The following is a 15,369-nucleotide window of genomic DNA, read 5'->3' as shown; positions in this document are numbered from 1 at the left end:
CTGAGGAGTAAGCACTAGAGTATGCGCGCGCAAAACGGGGCTCAGTCGTTCGCACATCGTTGTCGCGTTTATTACGAGGACACCGATGCCGGCGGCATCGTTTACTACGTCAATTACCTGAAATTCATGGAGCGGGCTCGAACCGAGCGACTGCGGGAACTGGGCTTTGCCCAATCCGCAATGGCGGGTATCGAGAACCTGTTGTTTGTCGTGCATTCAAGCGAGGCTCGCTATCACAAGCCCGCGCGGCTGGATGACGAACTGCTGATCAGCGCCGAAGTAATCGAATTGAACCGCGCCAGCCTGCGCTTTCAGCAACAGGTCAGGCGGGCTGCGGATGATGTGCTGCTCTGTGAAGGGCAGTTTTTGGTGGCGTGTGTGCGCGCCGACAGTTTGAAACCCCGGGCCATTCCCGAAGCTCTGCGCACGGCCTTTGCCGGGCAGGGCGGCGCGGGTACACATTCAGAGCAGGAGATACAGCGTGGAAGCTAACGTCGTCGACCATTCCTCCATGTGGAGTTTGGTCAGCAATGCCAGCGTGGTTGTGCAGTTGGTGATGCTGATCCTGGTGGCCGCCTCGGTCACCTCGTGGGTCATGATTTTTCAGCGCAGCGCCATGCTGCGCGCCGGACGTCGGGCACTGGAGAGCTTTGAGGAGCGCTTCTGGTCAGGCATCGATTTGTCCAAGCTCTACCGTCAGGCTGGCAGCAACCCGGATCCGGACTCAGGCGTTGAGCAGATCTTCCGCGCGGGCTTCAAGGAATTTTCCCGTCTGCGTCAGCAGGCGGGCGTTGATCCAGACGCCGTCATGGAAGGTGTTGCACGCGCCATGCGCGTCGCGATCTCCCGTGAAGAAGAAAAACTCGAGCAGAGCCTGCCATTTCTGGCAACCGTGGGTTCTACCAGCCCATACGTCGGTCTGTTCGGTACCGTCTGGGGGATCATGAACTCCTTCCGCGGTCTGGCCACTGCGCAGCAGGCCACCCTGGCCACCGTTGCACCGGGTATCGCCGAAGCGTTGATTGCCACCGCCATCGGCCTGTTCGCAGCGATCCCTGCGGTCATCGCTTACAACCGTTTCGCCGCTCGTGGCGAGAACCTGATCGGTCGTTACTACACATTCGCCGACGAGTTCCAGGCGATCCTGCACCGTAAAGTGCACACCAGCGAAGAATAAGCAGGTATTTCCCAATGGCTTTAATCGCTCGCGGCCGACGCAACAAGCGCAAGCCGGTCGCCGAAATGAACGTGGTGCCGTACATCGACGTGATGCTGGTGCTGCTGGTCATCTTCATGGTGACGGCTCCGATGATCAACCAGGGCGTGAAAGTTGATCTGCCCAAGGTCTCCAGCGAGGCTTTGCCGCAGGACAACAACAATCAGGTCCTGACGATCTCGATCAAGGCTGACAAGACCTACTACTGGAACCTTGGCAGCGAAGTCGACACCGACAAGCAAATGGACAAGGCGATGACCTTGCCGCAACTGACCAGCGCAGTGACCAAAATCATTGCGGCCGGTCGTGAGGCCGGCAAGCAGACTCAAGTGTTCATCCGTGGCGACAAGACGGTCGACTACGGCGCCGTCATGGGCACGATGGGCGGGTTGCAGAAGGCCGGGGTCGGGAACGTTGGTTTGATTACCGAGGCCCCCTGATGCAGCCGATTCGAGAGCCGTCCGCCTCGGAAAGCTACTTCTGGCCGTCCGTCTGGGCGGTGGGACTGCACGTCCTGATTTTTGGTTTGTTGTTCGTCAGCTTTGCAATGACGCCCGAGCTTCCTGAAGCCAGGCCGATTGTTCAGGCCACGCTCTATCAGTTGAAATCAAAAAGTCAGGCAACCACCCAGACCAACCAGAAGCTGGCCGGTGAGGCGAAGAAATCCGCTGCGCGACAAACCGAAGTCGAGCAGATGGAGCAGAAAAAAGTTGAGCAAGAGGCGGTAAAGGCGGCGGAACAAAAGAAAGCCGATAGCGCTCAAAAAGCCGAAGAGCAAAAGGCCGAGGAAGCAAAGAAAGCTGACGACGCCAAAAAAGCCGATGACGCAAAAAAAGCTGCGGACGACGCCAAGAAAGCCGAAGCCAAAAAAGCGGATGACGCGAAGAAAACCGCTGAAGAGAAACAATTGGCTGATATAGCCAAGAAGAAAGCCGAAGACGACGCGAAGAAAAAAGCCGAGGAAGACGCCAAGCGCGCGGCCGCCGAGGAAGCCAAGAAACAGGCTGCCGAGGACGCGAAGAAGCAGGCTGCGGACGACGCCAAGAAAAAGGCTGCCGAAGACGCGAAGAAGAAAGCGGCTGAGGATGCCAAGAAGAAGTCGACCGAGGACGCGAAGAAGAAAGCCCAGGATGCGGCTCGCAAATCAGCGGAAGACAAGAAGGCGCAAGCACTGGCCGACCTGCTTTCCGACAAGCCGGAACGCCAACAGGCACTGGCCGATGAGCGTGGCGACGAAGTGGCCGGCAGCTTCGATGACTTGATTCGCTCTCGGGCGGCTGAAGGCTGGGCACGTCCACCTTCCGCGCGCAAGGGCATGACAGTCGTCCTGCAGATCAACATGTTGCCGGACGGCACCTTGACTTCGGTCAACGTGAGCAAGTCCAGCGGCGATGGTCCTTTCGACAGTTCAGCAGTAGCGGCGGTCAAGAATATTGGTCGTTTGACAGAGATGCAGGGGATGAAGCCTTCGGACTTCGCACCTTACCGTTCATTCAAGATGACATTCACACCTGAGGACCTAGCCTTGTGATTAACCTTCTTCGAGGAATGCTTGTCGTTCTGTGTTGCGCAGCGGGTTTCGCCGCTGCCGACGAAAAGAACATTCTGGTAACCAGCGGCAGCGACCGCGCCACGCCTATTGCAGTCGTGCCGTTTGGCCTGCAAGGCGGCAGCGTGCTGCCGGAAGACATGGCCAAGATCATTGGCAACGACCTGCAGAACTCGGGCTACTACTCGCCGATTCCAAAGGAAAACATGATCAGCCAGCCGAGCCAGGCCAGCGAAGTCATCTTCCGTGACTGGAAAGCGCTGGGCGCCCAGTACGTCATGGTCGGTAGCATCGTGCCTTCGGGCGGTCGCCTTCAGGTTCAATACGCGCTGTTCAACGTGGCCACCGAGCAACAGGTTCTGACCGGCAACGTTTCGGGCACCGCCGACCAGCTGCGTGACATGTCGCACTACATTGCTGACCAGTCGTTCGAGAAACTGACTGGCATCAAGGGCGCGTTTTCCACCCGCATGCTGTACGTGACTGCAGAACGTTTCTCGACTGACAACACGCGTTACACGCTCCAGCGTTCTGACTACGATGGCGCCCGCGCGGTGACGCTGCTGCAATCCCGTGAGCCGATCCTGTCGCCGCGCTTTGCGCCAGACGGCAAGCGTATTGCCTATGTGTCTTTTGAACAGAAGCGTCCGCGCATCTTCGTTCAGCACATCGACACCGGTCGTCGCGAGCAGATCACCAACTTCGAAGGCCTGAACGGCGCGCCTGCGTGGTCCCCGGATGGCACCAAGCTGGCGATGGTGCTGTCGAAAGATGGCAACCCGGAAATCTATGTGATGAATCTCGCGTCGCGTCAGCTGTCACGCGTGACCAACGATTCCTCCATCGATACAGAACCGTTCTTCGGTAAAGACGGCTCCACGATTTATTTCACGTCTGACCGTGGCGGCAAGCCACAAATCTATAAAACCAATATTAATGGCGGAGGGGCAGAGCGCGTTACTTTCATCGGTAACTACAATGCCAACCCTAAGTTATCGGCGGATGAAAAGACTCTGGTGATGATCCATCGTCAAGATGGCTTCACTAACTTCAAGGTCGCAGCTCAGGATTTGCAGCGCGGTAGCGTAAAAATCCTCACAGACAGCAACCTTGATGAGTCGCCTACTGTTGCGCCTAACGGCACCATGGTAATCTACGCCACCCGCCAGCAGGGCCGGGGAGTCTTGATGCTCGTGTCCATCAACGGACGCGTAAGGCTCCCGCTTCCTACCGCTCAAGGCGAAGTCAGAGAACCTTCCTGGTCCCCTTACCTGAACTGACGCGGCGCTTTACGTTGTACTTAACACACTTGGGGTTCATTAGGAGTTTTACGATGGAAATGCTGAAGTTTGGTAAATTTGCTGCGCTGGCTCTGGCCATGGCTGTAGCTGTAGGTTGCTCGTCCAAAGGCGGCGACAATGCCGGTGCTGGCGGCGCTGCTGTAGATCCTAACGCTGGTTACGGCGCTAACTCTGGCGCTGTTGACGGCAGCCTGAGCGAAGAAGCTGCTCTGCGCGCTATCACCACTTTCTACTTCGAATACGACAGTTCTGACCTGAAACCAGAAGCCATGCGCGCTCTGGACGTTCACGCCAAAGACCTGAAAGCCAACGGCGCTCGCGTAGTTCTGGAAGGCAACACCGACGAACGCGGTACTCGCGAATACAACCTGGCACTGGGCGAGCGTCGTGCGAAAGCCGTTCAACGCTACCTGGTTCTGCAAGGCGTTTCGCCAGCTCAGCTGGAACTCGTTTCCTACGGTGAAGAGCGTCCAGTTGCTACCGGTAACGACGAGCAATCGTGGGCTCAAAACCGTCGCGTCGAACTGCGTAAGTAATTTGACATGCGAACGTGCCGACGTGCTCTAACCGTTTTGGCTCTCACCCTTCCTCTTGCAGCGATGGGTGCGGTTCCTGTGGTCGATGACAACTCTGGCTCTGCTGGTAGCAGTTATCCGCCATCGGGTTATGGTACGTCTGGCGCCTACGCCGGAGGTGCGGCTACGGCCGCGCCTTCGGCGCAAGGTCAGCTGTTCATGCAATTGCAGCAAATGCAGGACGAAATTTCGCGTTTGCGCGGAATAGTGGAAGTCCAGCAGAACGATATCCAGCAGATGAAGCAAGAAGCGCTGGATCGCTACAAAGATCTCGACTCCCGTATCGGAGCTGGCGGCGCATCTGCCCCATCAGCTGCCAACAATTCTGCTTCCGACGGCGGCGCCAATGCCGGCGGAGCACCCGTGTCACCCGCCGCTCAAGCGCCTCAGGCGAGCAGCGAGCCCGGTGACCCAGCGAAAGAAAAGCTCTATTACGACGCTGCTTTCGACTTGATCAAGGCGAAGGATTTCGACAAGGCCAGTCAGGCGTTTGCGGCATTCCTGCGCAAATACCCGAACAGCCAGTACGCGGGCAACGCCCAATACTGGCTGGGCGAAGTGAATCTGGCCAAGGGCGACCTTCAAGGTGCCGGTCAGGCCTTTGCAAAGGTCAGTCAGCTTTACCCAAAGCACGCCAAAGTGCCTGACTCCTTGTACAAGCTGGCGGATGTCGAACGTCGCCTGGGTCACACCGACAAAGTGAAGGGCATCCTTCAGCAAGTCGTTGCTCAGTATCCGGGCACTTCGGCCGCTCAGTTGGCTCAGCGGGACCTGCAGCGTCTCTGATTGCCAGTCAATCTGACCGCTGATTCAAGAAAGCCGCGCATTGCGCGGCTTTCTTCGTTAGAATTCCGCCCCCGAAATTCCGGTATTGATTACGCTTCTGTGGATTCTGCGTGTGCAGGGTGTACAGAAGTGCCTGACGGAGGCGGATGGCCTGTTTAGCCGTTACGCCCGTGGCCCCTATGCAAGACACACTACGCATCACCGAAGTTTTCTACTCTCTGCAGGGTGAAACGCGCACGGCAGGCTTGCCTACCGTTTTCGTGCGGCTCACCGGCTGCCCGTTGCGTTGCGGTTATTGCGACAGCGAATACGCCTTCACTGGCGGAACCATCCAGACCCTCGACTCGTTGATGGAGCAAGTTGCCAGCTATCGCCCGCGCTATGTCTGCGTCACAGGTGGTGAGCCCCTGGCTCAGCCGAACGCCATTCCTTTGCTTCAGCGGCTGTGTGACGCGGGCTACGAGGTTTCTCTGGAGACCAGCGGCGCGCTGGACATCTCGAAAGTCGATTCCCGTGTGAGCCGTGTCGTCGACCTGAAAACCCCAGGTTCAAAAGAAGTGGCGCGCAACCGATACGAAAATATCGAGCTGCTCACGGCCAACGACCAGATCAAATTTGTCATTTGTTCGCGTGAAGACTACGACTGGGCCGTCTCGAAGATCATTCAGTACGGTCTCGACCGTCGCGCCGGCGAAGTGCTGTTTTCACCTGTCCATCGCGATCTGAACGTCAGAGACCTGGCCGACTGGATCGTTGCCGACAACCTCCCGGTGCGCCTGCAATTGCAGTTGCATAAAATCCTCTGGAACGACGAGCCGGGGCGCTGAATGAGTGAGCAATCGATGACTGAGAAAAGAGCGGTAATCCTGCTGTCCGGCGGGCTGGATTCGGCCACTGTGGTGGCGATGGCCAAGGCCGACGGCTTCCTCTGCTACACCATGAGCTTCGACTACGGCCAACGGCATCGCGCCGAGCTGCAGGCGGCGGAGCGTGTAGCGGCGGACATGGGCGTGGTCGAACACAAGGTTATCGGCCTTAACCTCAACGGCATCGGCGGGTCCGCACTGACTGACAGCAGCATCGCGGTGCCGGAAGCGCCGGGCGAGGGCATTCCGGTGACCTACGTGCCGGCGCGCAATACCGTTTTCCTCTCTCTCGCACTTGGCTGGGCCGAAGTGCTTGGTGCCCGCGACATCTTCATTGGTGTTAACGCCGTAGATTATTCCGGCTATCCGGATTGCCGTCCGGAATTTGTCGAGTCGTTCGAGCGCATGGCCAATCTCGCCACCAAGGCTGGCGTTGAAGGGCAGGGCTTCACGATTCAGGCGCCGCTGCAGATGCTGAGCAAGGCCGATATCGTCAAAGCCGGTACGCGTCTTGGTGTGGATTACGGGTTGACGGTTTCCTGCTATCAGGCCGACGAGCAGGGACGTGCGTGCGGAAAATGCGACAGCTGCCGCTTGCGCGCTGAGGGCTTCGCTGCAGCGGGTGTGACGGATCCGACGCGTTATTTTTAAATTATTTTCGCTTGGGTGTTGAATTACTGTGAAATATCAGTAATATACGCGCCACAACGAAGCGGGTCGTTAGCTCAGTTGGTAGAGCAGTTGGCTTTTAACCAATTGGTCGTAGGTTCGAATCCCACACGACCCACCATTTCGAAAATCTGGAAGGCCCATGAAAATGCGGATTTCCAGATTTTTTTTTGCCTGAAGAAAGCCCTTGTCTCCGGGGTGGCTTTGCGCAGGATGCACGTTGGCCTGGGCACGGCGACGTTCTGACAGCGCTGCTGCGACGCCCGCCTCTGCGCAGCATCCACACCAGCAGGCAACGGCATGCATCACCCCTTCAGGTGATGAGCAGATGGTTTTCTACGTTCTTGACGCCAGGTACGGCCCAGGCAGCATGCTCGACCGCTTTACGTTCAAGCCATCGGTGAACGGAGCCCTCAAGCTTGACTTGATTACCGTCTGCGGAGACACGGATTTTGGTCAAGTCCAGGTCCGAGCTTCTTCCCAGCGCTTCTTCGATCAGCCGCTTGATGTCTTGCACGTCGGCTTTGGGTTTTATGACCAGCAGGTTGTTAAGGCCCACGACGCCGTCCAGTTTCTGTATTGCGTTTTGCGCAGCCTCTTTCTGATATTGCCACTCCACATCGCCCTCAAGCGTCACCCAACCCTGCTGCACCTTGACCTGTATTTGTTCGTCCGGGACCACGGTATTCCAGCGCAGCAGGTCCAGGCACCGCGAAGCCGTCACCTCGTCACCAAAACCCCCTGCCGTTGTCGCGCGTACTTTCAGTTCTTCGGCGACAGCCCGCACCCCCTTGACGCGCTTGACGGCCCGCTCTGCGGCGATCTTTTCAGCGTAGGTCCCTACATGACCACTCAGGATCACGACGCCGTTTTCGATGGACACACCAATGGCGGCGGCATCGATGTGGGGTAAAAACTCAAGCTCGTCCAGGATGGTTCGGCGTAACGTCAAATCGCTCATGGTCAATCCTCTTGGCTGCAGGCACTGGCGCGCGGCTCGATTGCTCAAAGTCACGCTGTGATCATTGAGCGCTCGCCGGAAAATCAAACATTGAGTTTTGTCAGCTAATGGCGCTTTAGGCGCCATCCGATAGGGAGGGTTTCGCTGGAGCATCGCTTGACTGGGCTTTAGGGAGCGATGATGTGGCGCCGAAGTATTTCTGCATCTCGATGAATAAAAACGAGGCCGTCCATGTGATCAGCACCAGCCCCGTCAGCGCCTCCAGCCCGGTCAAAAACTTGAGGGGACCACTGGGGGTGATGTCGCCAAAACCGACGGTAGTGAAGGTCGTGAACGAGAAATACACAGAGTCCATCAAGCTGCCGTCGAAGTTGCCGCTCAGCCGGCCCAATGTTTCCGAGCGGTTCATCAAGTAGTAGCCCAACGCAAATATCCAGACTTCAACGGCATGGGCGATCAGGGCGCCCAACACGCCGAACACCATTCTGAAGCGATGCCAGAGGATGAGCCTGGGCATCAGCAGATTCAGGCTCAGCAGGCATTCGTAATGAACGATGACCGCCGTGGTAATGATCAGGATGTTAATAAACGTGATGGTGATCATCAGGGCTCTCCGCAGACGCCTTACTGTGCTGCCACGCCCTGATGCGGCGCTTGATAAATGTCACTGCATACGCCTGCCAGACGGCAATTTCTGATCTACGTCAGACCTGCGTTGTCGTGCACGTTCACACTCGACTCAAGGCGCAACGCCGCTGACAGGCCGCTCATCGCTGATGAGCGACCGCCTCTGTCCCGCGCAAAGAGATGATGAGTGAGGTCCACGTGAAAGACACTCCCTGCCTTTTATTAATCGCCTCGTCAAAACCTGAGCGTACGCCCGCGTTCGAACGCGCCGTGGCAATGGCCCGGGGAAGCGGCGCTCGATTGCGCATCGTTGCGTTGGACCACGTGAAGCTGTTGGAAATAATGGGGCTTTTCAACCCTGAGGCACTGACGAACCTGCGCGACTCGCACCTGCAGCCGCTTCGGCGCTGGCTCGAATCGCAAGTGCAAAAAGAGCGTGACAAGGGCCTTGATGTCGATCTGCGGGTGCTGTGGACGGGGCATGTGTTCGAGGAAATACAGCACTGCATCAAAAATGTCCGGCCCAGTATGCTGATCAAGGACGTTCACCATGAGCCCTCGCTCCAGCGGCTCTTTTCGACGCCTCTGGACTGGGAGCTGTTGCGTCACTGTGCTTGCCCGGTCCAGCTGGTTACCCGCTCCACGCATCCCTTGCCGGTCAAGATGCTGGCTGCAGTCAATCTCTACCGTTCCCGTGACGCCGATCTGCGCCTGAATGACCAGATACTCAAGGTCGCGACACAGTTGGCCGCCCAATGCGGTGCTGTTCTGCACGTGGTGTATGTCTACGATCGGGCCGCGATTTATGCCTCGGGCACGACCATCATGGGCGCCATGCCTGTCGAGCCGGGGTTCCAGGAAGCCCTGAGTGACGCACACGAAGAGTCGTTTTCATTGTTATGTGCCCAGCATGGAATCGCGCAGCGGCGTCGTCACTTCATGACCGGCGCCCCACAGCCCACGATTGAAGCGTTCGCCCGGCTGAACGACTTTGATCTTCTGGTGATGGGAACGATGCCGCGCCCCGGTCTGGAAAGGGTCATGGGTGACACGGCAGAAGTCATGCTGACTCACGCCCCTTGCAGCGTACTGGTGGTCAAGGCCGACTCGCTGTAAATGGCATGCTGATTCAGAGCGTTTTTGGTCCGCAGCCACAGCCGTGTATCAACGCCTCCAGGCGCTTGAGGTCTAGGATCTCAACAGCCCGTCCGGAAATTCTGACCATGCTGTGGTCGCGCAGATAAGCGATGGCACGACAGATCGTTTCCAGGCGTAATCCAAGGTATGAACCGATGTCTTCCCGCGTCATGCGCAGCACGAAGGCAGTGGGCGAGTAGCCCCGGTTGGCCATGCGACCCGAGAGGTTGAGCAGAAACGCCGCCATTCGCTCCTCGGCGTTGAGATTGCCCATCAGCAGCAACATCTCATGATCACGGACGATCTCTCTGCTCAGAACGCGGTTGAGGTTGTGCTGCAACGAAGGCAGTTCACGTGATAACTGCTCAAGGTGCGTAAAGCGAATAGGGCACACCTCACTGTCTTCCAGCGCGATGGCATCGCACACGTGACGGTTATCGCTGATCGCGTCGCATCCCAGCATCTCTCCTGACATCTGAAAGCCGGTCAGTTGATCGCGACCGTCCTGGGAGGAAATCGTCGTCTTGAAAAAACCATAGCGCACCGCGTAAAGCGATCGCAGGGGATCGCCTGCGTGATAGAGCGCCTCACCTTTTTTGATCTTCATAGGCTGGGGGATGATGGCGGACAAGCGATCGGTATCAATGACACTCATGCCCATCGACAGGCACAGCTCTCGAACACCGCAATTTGCGCACTCAGCCTTGAGGAACAAATCGGGGACAGCGGCCAGATGGGCGCTCATAGGAATCTCCTTATTCAACGCAGCATAGGCGCGGCCTGATACCAGTAACAGCGGGCATTTCAAATGTGGATAAACGGGGCGTATTTAGTCCTAAAAGTCATCCGATTCACGTCTATTCAATGCGAAAAGATAGATGTATTTCGCCAGTGGACTGCGCATTTCCGGCGGCTGCGATCTCTGCACCATCCTTGATGTAGATCAAGTCGGCTTCTGATCGGCCGCCGAGAATCGAACGTTATCGCCCACGCCACATTTGTGCAGTCCTGTGGCCGTCTTTCTTGCTGATTGGAGGTGCGCCATGTTCGAACCCGAACGTTTGATGCTCATCGCTTCGCCGCTGATGAAAAGAACGCCCGCCTTTGATCGCGCGGGAGCGCTGGCCCAGGCAAAGGACGCGGCCCTGCATATCGTCGCCTTTGATTACGTCGATGGCCTTGCCACGGCCGGCCTGGTCAATGACAGGGCGCTGAAAGAAATGCGTGAGGGATATGTGGTGCGCCACCGTGAATGGCTTGAAGCGCAAGCCCATTCCATACGCAATCTGGGCGTACAGGTCACCACGGAGGTGGTGTGGGTGATGCAGTCCCTTGGCGAAATCATGATGCACATCCGCGAGATGCATCCGTCGCTGGTGATCAAGGACGTAGAGCATGAATCGTGGGTAGCGCGCATGCTGTTTACCTCGCTGGATCTGCGGTTACTGCATGATTGCCCGGTGCCTTTGCACCTGGTCTCGAAAGTGGAACATGCCCTGCCGCGCAAGATCCTGGCGGCGGTGGACACCTTTGGTCCCGATGATCAGTTCCCCGGCATCAACGAAACCATCATCACCCAGGCCGAGAAGCTTGCTGCCCAGTGTGATGCGCAGTTGCATCTGATCTACGCCTACGACCTGACCGCTGTTTTCGCCTCGCAGGATGCCATGGGATTTAGCTCAAACCTGGCACAGACCCTTTACGAGGCAGAGGAGGATGCGTTCAACAAACTGGCCGAACAGTTCGGGGTGCCCGATGAATGCAAGCACCTGGTGATGGGCTACCCGGCGAAGGTGATTCGCACGTTTGCCGAGGCGCAAAACATTGATGTCATCGTGATGGGAACGGTTCATCGCAATCGCTTGAGCGCGTTCCTGGGCAGTACCACAGAGCAGGTTGCCCATCACATGCCCAGCAGTCTGCTGGCGGTTGATCCGCGCAATCCCGGGTACGCGGCAGGGCTGCCGTCGCAGGGCACCTGATTGCGCTGCCTCCTCCCTGGCGCCGACCGCAGGAATTCTCACCAGGCGCTGGTCCGTGGCACTTAAGCCGGGCACCCCGTTTCGGCGACATTCAATGGAGTCACCATGTATCGTTTCAATGCAGAACTTTCCAGCGCAGAACGTGCAAGCGGACCCTCAGTTGAGGTGGCTGCGCAGGCTGACCAGATCGGGCCACTGAGCGCAGAACTGCTGTCACGTCTGCATCGATACTGGGGCGCGGCGAATTATCTCTGCGTCGGGCAGATTTACCTGCAGGCCAATGCCTTGCTGCGCGAACCGTTGCTGCCCGAGCACATAAAACCCAGATTGCTGGGGCATTGGGGCACGTCGGTCGGGCAGAACTTCATCTACGTGCACCTGAACCGGCTGATCAGCCAGCGCAACGCGCAGGTGGTGTTTATTTCCGGGCCGGGGCACGGGGGGCCGACCATGAATGCCTGCGCCTGGCTTGAGGGCACTTACACCGAGGTTCACCCGGAGATCGGTTGCGATGAGGTCGGAATGCTGCGCTTGTTTCGCAGCTTTTCCACACCGGGCGGCATACCCAGCCATTGTGGACCGCACACGCCCAACTCACTGCACGAAGGCGGCGAACTGGGTTACTCGCTGCTGCACGCGTTCGGCGCGGTGTTCGACAATCCGGATCTGCTGGTGGCCTGCGTCATCGGTGACGGCGAGGCAGAAACCTGCCCATTGGAAGGCAGCTGGAAAAGCATTCACTTTCTCAATCCGCGTCGCGACGGCGCGGTGCTGCCGATCCTGCACCTCAATGGCTACAAGATTTCCGGGCCGACGGTAGAAGCCCGATTCGCTGATGAGGACTTGATCAGCCTGTATCGAGGACGCGGCTACGAGCCGTTGATCGTGGCCGGCGATGACTTGCCCGGCATGCACCAGCGATTTGCGGCAGCACTGGACACCTGTCACGACGAGATTCTGCGCATACAGGCTCAGGCCAGAAACGCTGCAGGCGCGGTTCGTACCCGCTGGCCGATGATCATCCTGCGCAGCCCCAAAGGTTGGACAGGGCCTAAAGTGGTTGACGGTCTGCCGGTAGAGGGTACGTTCCGGGCACATCAGGTTCCCTTGGCGAACGTCAGAAACAACGCGGAGCATCTTCAGCAGCTTGAAGCCTGGATGCGCAGTTACGGGGTGGATTCGCTGTTCAGCGAGGCAGGGTCGCTATTGCCTGAACTACAGGCCCTGACGCCACCTTCGGATTTGCGCATGGGCGCGGTTTCGTATGTGAACGGCGGACGAAGGCTGGTGGCGCTGGATCTTCCGAACTTTGCCGAGTATGGGCTGGAGGTGCCGGCTCCCGGTCAAGTCGTGGCCGAAGCGCCCCGCAAGCTGGGCGAATACCTGCGTGACGTAATGCGCTACAACCCCCATGACTTCCGCGTGTTCGGTCCCGACGAAACCAACTCCAACCGCCTCAATGCAGTATTCGAGGCGGGCGATCGCCTGGCCCCCGGACCCTGCCTGTCGATCGACGATCATCTGTCCGCTGAAGGGCGAGTCATGGAAGTGCTCAGCGAACATCTGTGTGAAGGTTGGCTGGAAGGCTATCTGTTGACCGGCCGACATGGCATGTGGTCCACCTATGAGGCGTTCGCTCAGGTGGTTGACTCCATGGTGACCCAACACGCCAAGTGGCTGCAGCAAAGCAAGGAATTTGCGTGGCGTCGCCCGCTGGCGTCGCTGAATATCCTGATCACCAGCCATGCCTGGCGCAACGACCACAACGGCTTCAGTCACCAGTCCACCGGCTTTGTCGATAACGTCCTGCAACGCCGCTCGGACGTGGTTCGCGTGTATTACCCGCCGGATTCCAACTGCCTGGTCAATGTTTTCGACCACTGTCTGCGCAGCCGCAACTACATCAACGTCGTGACCTGCGGCAAACAGCCGGAATTTCAATGGCTGGATTTCGATGCCGCGCTCAAGCATTGCTCCCAGGGCGCATCGATCTGGCCTTTCGCGAGCAACGACCACGCACAGAAACCTGACGTGGTGTTGGCCTGCGCAGGCGATGTGCCGACCACAGAAGCGGTCGCGGCCAGCTGGCTGTTACAGAAGCACGTTCCCGGGATTCGAGTCAGGCTGGTCAACGTCGTGGACCTGGGCATTCTCAGTGCGCCGCAAGATCGGCCTCACGGCATGGACACACTTTCGTTCGAAGCGCTGTTCACTCACGACGTGCCGGTGATGTTCGCCTTTCATGGCTCAAGGTGGGTGATCCACTCCATGGTCCACGGGCGTGCCAACGAAGCGCGCTTTCACGTGCGCGGCTTCAGTGACCGAGGCACCACGACGACGCCGTTCGACATGGTGGTGCTCAACAACATGAGTCGTTATCAACTGGCGATCGATGCATTGGGTCACGTGCCACGCCTGCGCGAGCAAAGTCAGGAGGCGATTCGCTTTTTCGAGAGCCAGTTGCACCGGCATCACGTCTGGATTCGCGAGCACTTTGAAGACTTGCCGGAAATTCGCAACTGGCACTGGACAACCGACTTCACCGACCCAGAAACGCCGCCGCCCCTGGCGCAGGGGCACGTCAGAGATCAGACCTTCACCGACGCCTGATGGCCGTTATCTACCCAGATGACGCCCTGGTTTCAATCTAACAAGGAGCATCCCCATGAAAGGTAAAATGCAGGCCGCCGTGGTTGAAGCCTTCGGCAAGCCTTTGGTACTGCGTCAAATGGACATCCCCGAGCCCGGGCCTGGCCAGATATTGATCAAGACGGAGGCCTGTGGTGTGTGTCATACCGACCTGCACGCCGCGCGAGGCGACTGGCCGGTCAAGCCTTCGCCACCCTTCATCCCCGGCCACGAAGGCATCGGCGTGGTGGTCGCCATTGGGGCAGGGGTGACCAGCGTGCAAGAGGGCGAGCGTGTCGGTGTGCCATGGCTCTACTCGGCGTGTGGACACTGCGAATACTGCTTGAGCGCGTGGGAGACAGTCTGTGCCAGTGCGCAGTTTGGCGGGTACACCCAGAACGGCGGATTCGCCGAGTACATCCTGGCCGACCCGGACTACGTCGCTCACATCCCGCCGGGCCTGGACCCACGTGATGCCGCGCCGATCATTTGCGCCGGGCTCACGTCCTACAAAGGCATCAAGGAAGCCTCCGTCAGGCCGGGCCAATGGATTGCCATTTCGGGTGTAGGCGGGCTTGGGCATCTTGCGGTGCAGTACGCCAAGGCCATGGGGCTGCGGGTGTGTGCGGTTGATATCGACGACGGCAAACTGGCTCACGCCACCCGGCTGGGCGCCGACGCTGTGGTCAATGCCCTGAAGGGTAATGCGGTCGAATCGGTGAAAGAGGCCACCGGTGGGGGCGCCCATGGTGTGTTGATCACTGCGCCGTCACTCAGCGCTTTCACGCAAGGTGTCGGCATGACGCGCAAGCATGGGACCTGCGTGCTGGTGGGGCTGCCGCCGGGAGAGTTCCCGATACCGCTGTTTGATGTGGTTGCCAACTGCATCACCGTGCGTGGCTCGTTCGTCGGCAATCGACAGGACATGGCTGAAGCGCTGGCGTTCGCCGCTCAAGGCAAGGTCCGGGCTGATATCGAATTACAGCCGCTGTCGGCGATCAATCAGGTGTTCGAACGACTTGAACACGGCGATGTGCCGTCGCGCGTCGTGATCGATTTCAGCACGCGCTGA

General features: G+C 58.4%; 16 protein-coding genes and 1 tRNA gene. 14 read left to right on the top strand and 3 right to left on the bottom strand.

The genetic code is table 11. The features are described 5' to 3' along the window. Nucleotides 1-21: 21 nt before the first annotated feature. The 10 genes from ybgC to OKW98_RS23405 all read left to right on the top strand — a co-directional run bounded on the left by ybgC (nt 22) and on the right by OKW98_RS23405 (nt 7,083). A complete protein-coding gene (gene ybgC / locus OKW98_RS23450) occupies nt 22-492 on the top strand; it encodes a tol-pal system-associated acyl-CoA thioesterase (RefSeq protein WP_074893268.1) in 471 nt (156 codons plus the stop codon). Then, complete coding sequence (gene tolQ / locus OKW98_RS23445; RefSeq protein ID WP_265386874.1) at nt 482-1,177, top strand: protein TolQ; 696 nt, start codon at nt 482-484, stop codon at nt 1,175-1,177. Before ybgC ends, tolQ begins: the two co-directional genes overlap by 11 nt. A 14-nt stretch (nt 1,178-1,191) precedes the next feature. Next, complete coding sequence (gene tolR / locus OKW98_RS23440) at nt 1,192-1,656, top strand: protein TolR (protein WP_404616695.1); 465 nt, start codon at nt 1,192-1,194, stop codon at nt 1,654-1,656. Further along, nucleotides 1,656-2,747, top strand: a complete 1,092-nt coding sequence (gene tolA, locus OKW98_RS23435; RefSeq protein ID WP_265386873.1) for a cell envelope integrity protein TolA — start codon at nt 1,656-1,658, stop codon at nt 2,745-2,747. The genes tolR and tolA overlap by 1 nt, the downstream gene beginning before the upstream one ends. A gap of 17 nt (nt 2,748-2,764) precedes the next feature. Then, nucleotides 2,765-4,045 (top strand): Tol-Pal system beta propeller repeat protein TolB, encoded by a 1,281-nt coding sequence (tolB, locus tag OKW98_RS23430; protein WP_265389820.1) that lies wholly within the window; start codon nt 2,765-2,767, stop codon nt 4,043-4,045. Nucleotides 4,046-4,098: 53 nt separating this feature from the next. Then, entirely contained in the window at nt 4,099-4,602 is a 504-nt protein-coding gene (pal, locus tag OKW98_RS23425) for a peptidoglycan-associated lipoprotein Pal (RefSeq protein ID WP_065989719.1), read from the top strand. A 6-nt stretch (nt 4,603-4,608) separates the two neighbouring features. Next, a complete protein-coding gene (gene ybgF / locus OKW98_RS23420; RefSeq protein WP_265386872.1) occupies nt 4,609-5,427 on the top strand; it encodes a tol-pal system protein YbgF in 819 nt (272 codons plus the stop codon). A gap of 179 nt (nt 5,428-5,606) precedes the next feature. After that, nucleotides 5,607-6,254: a 7-carboxy-7-deazaguanine synthase QueE gene (queE, locus tag OKW98_RS23415; protein WP_265386871.1), complete on the top strand. Its 648-nt coding sequence runs from the start codon at nt 5,607-5,609 to the stop codon at nt 6,252-6,254. Nucleotides 6,255-6,269: 15 nt separating this feature from the next. Then, nucleotides 6,270-6,944 carry a 7-cyano-7-deazaguanine synthase QueC gene (gene queC / locus OKW98_RS23410; RefSeq protein WP_265386870.1) on the top strand — a complete coding sequence of 225 codons (675 nt, stop codon included), beginning with the start codon at nt 6,270-6,272 and terminating at the stop codon, nt 6,942-6,944. A 63-nt stretch (nt 6,945-7,007) separates the two neighbouring features. After that, nucleotides 7,008-7,083, top strand: a tRNA-Lys gene (locus tag OKW98_RS23405). A gap of 192 nt (nt 7,084-7,275) precedes the next feature. Here OKW98_RS23405 and OKW98_RS23400 read toward each other — a convergent pair. Beyond that, on the bottom strand, nt 7,276-7,923 hold the full coding sequence (locus OKW98_RS23400; protein WP_265386869.1) for a BON domain-containing protein: 648 nt from the start codon (nt 7,921-7,923) through the stop codon (nt 7,276-7,278). Nucleotides 7,924-8,038: 115 nt separating this feature from the next. Then, the gene (locus OKW98_RS23395) at nt 8,039-8,527 is read right to left on the bottom strand and encodes a potassium channel family protein (protein ID WP_265386868.1); all 489 of its coding nucleotides are present in this window, start codon (nt 8,525-8,527) and stop codon (nt 8,039-8,041) included. Between the two features lie 221 nt (nt 8,528-8,748). On the opposite strand from OKW98_RS23395, the gene OKW98_RS23390 reads away from it, so the two are divergent. Continuing rightward, entirely contained in the window at nt 8,749-9,666 is a 918-nt protein-coding gene (locus OKW98_RS23390; RefSeq protein WP_265386867.1) for a universal stress protein, read from the top strand. A 13-nt stretch (nt 9,667-9,679) separates the two neighbouring features. On the opposite strand, the gene OKW98_RS23385 is transcribed toward OKW98_RS23390, so the two are convergent. Then, a complete protein-coding gene (locus OKW98_RS23385) occupies nt 9,680-10,432 on the bottom strand; it encodes a helix-turn-helix domain-containing protein (protein ID WP_265389819.1) in 753 nt (250 codons plus the stop codon). A 298-nt stretch (nt 10,433-10,730) separates the two neighbouring features. Here OKW98_RS23385 and OKW98_RS23380 point away from each other — a divergent pair, with 298 nt between their 5' ends. The 3 genes from OKW98_RS23380 (at nt 10,731) to adhP (ending at nt 15,369) form a co-directional block, all read left to right on the top strand. Beyond that, nucleotides 10,731-11,669, top strand: a complete 939-nt coding sequence (locus OKW98_RS23380; protein WP_265389818.1) for a universal stress protein — start codon at nt 10,731-10,733, stop codon at nt 11,667-11,669. 105 nt (nt 11,670-11,774) lie between these two features. Further along, nucleotides 11,775-14,279, top strand: a complete 2,505-nt coding sequence (locus OKW98_RS23375) for a phosphoketolase (RefSeq protein WP_265386866.1) — start codon at nt 11,775-11,777, stop codon at nt 14,277-14,279. Nucleotides 14,280-14,334: 55 nt separating this feature from the next. Next, the gene (gene adhP / locus OKW98_RS23370) at nt 14,335-15,369 is read left to right on the top strand and encodes an alcohol dehydrogenase AdhP (protein WP_265386865.1); all 1,035 of its coding nucleotides are present in this window, start codon (nt 14,335-14,337) and stop codon (nt 15,367-15,369) included.

The sequence above is a fragment of the Pseudomonas sp. KU26590 genome (assembly GCF_026153515.1).
In the GTDB taxonomy this organism is placed as follows: domain Bacteria; phylum Pseudomonadota; class Gammaproteobacteria; order Pseudomonadales; family Pseudomonadaceae; genus Aquipseudomonas.
This window is presented reverse-complemented; position numbering and strand designations above follow the sequence as displayed.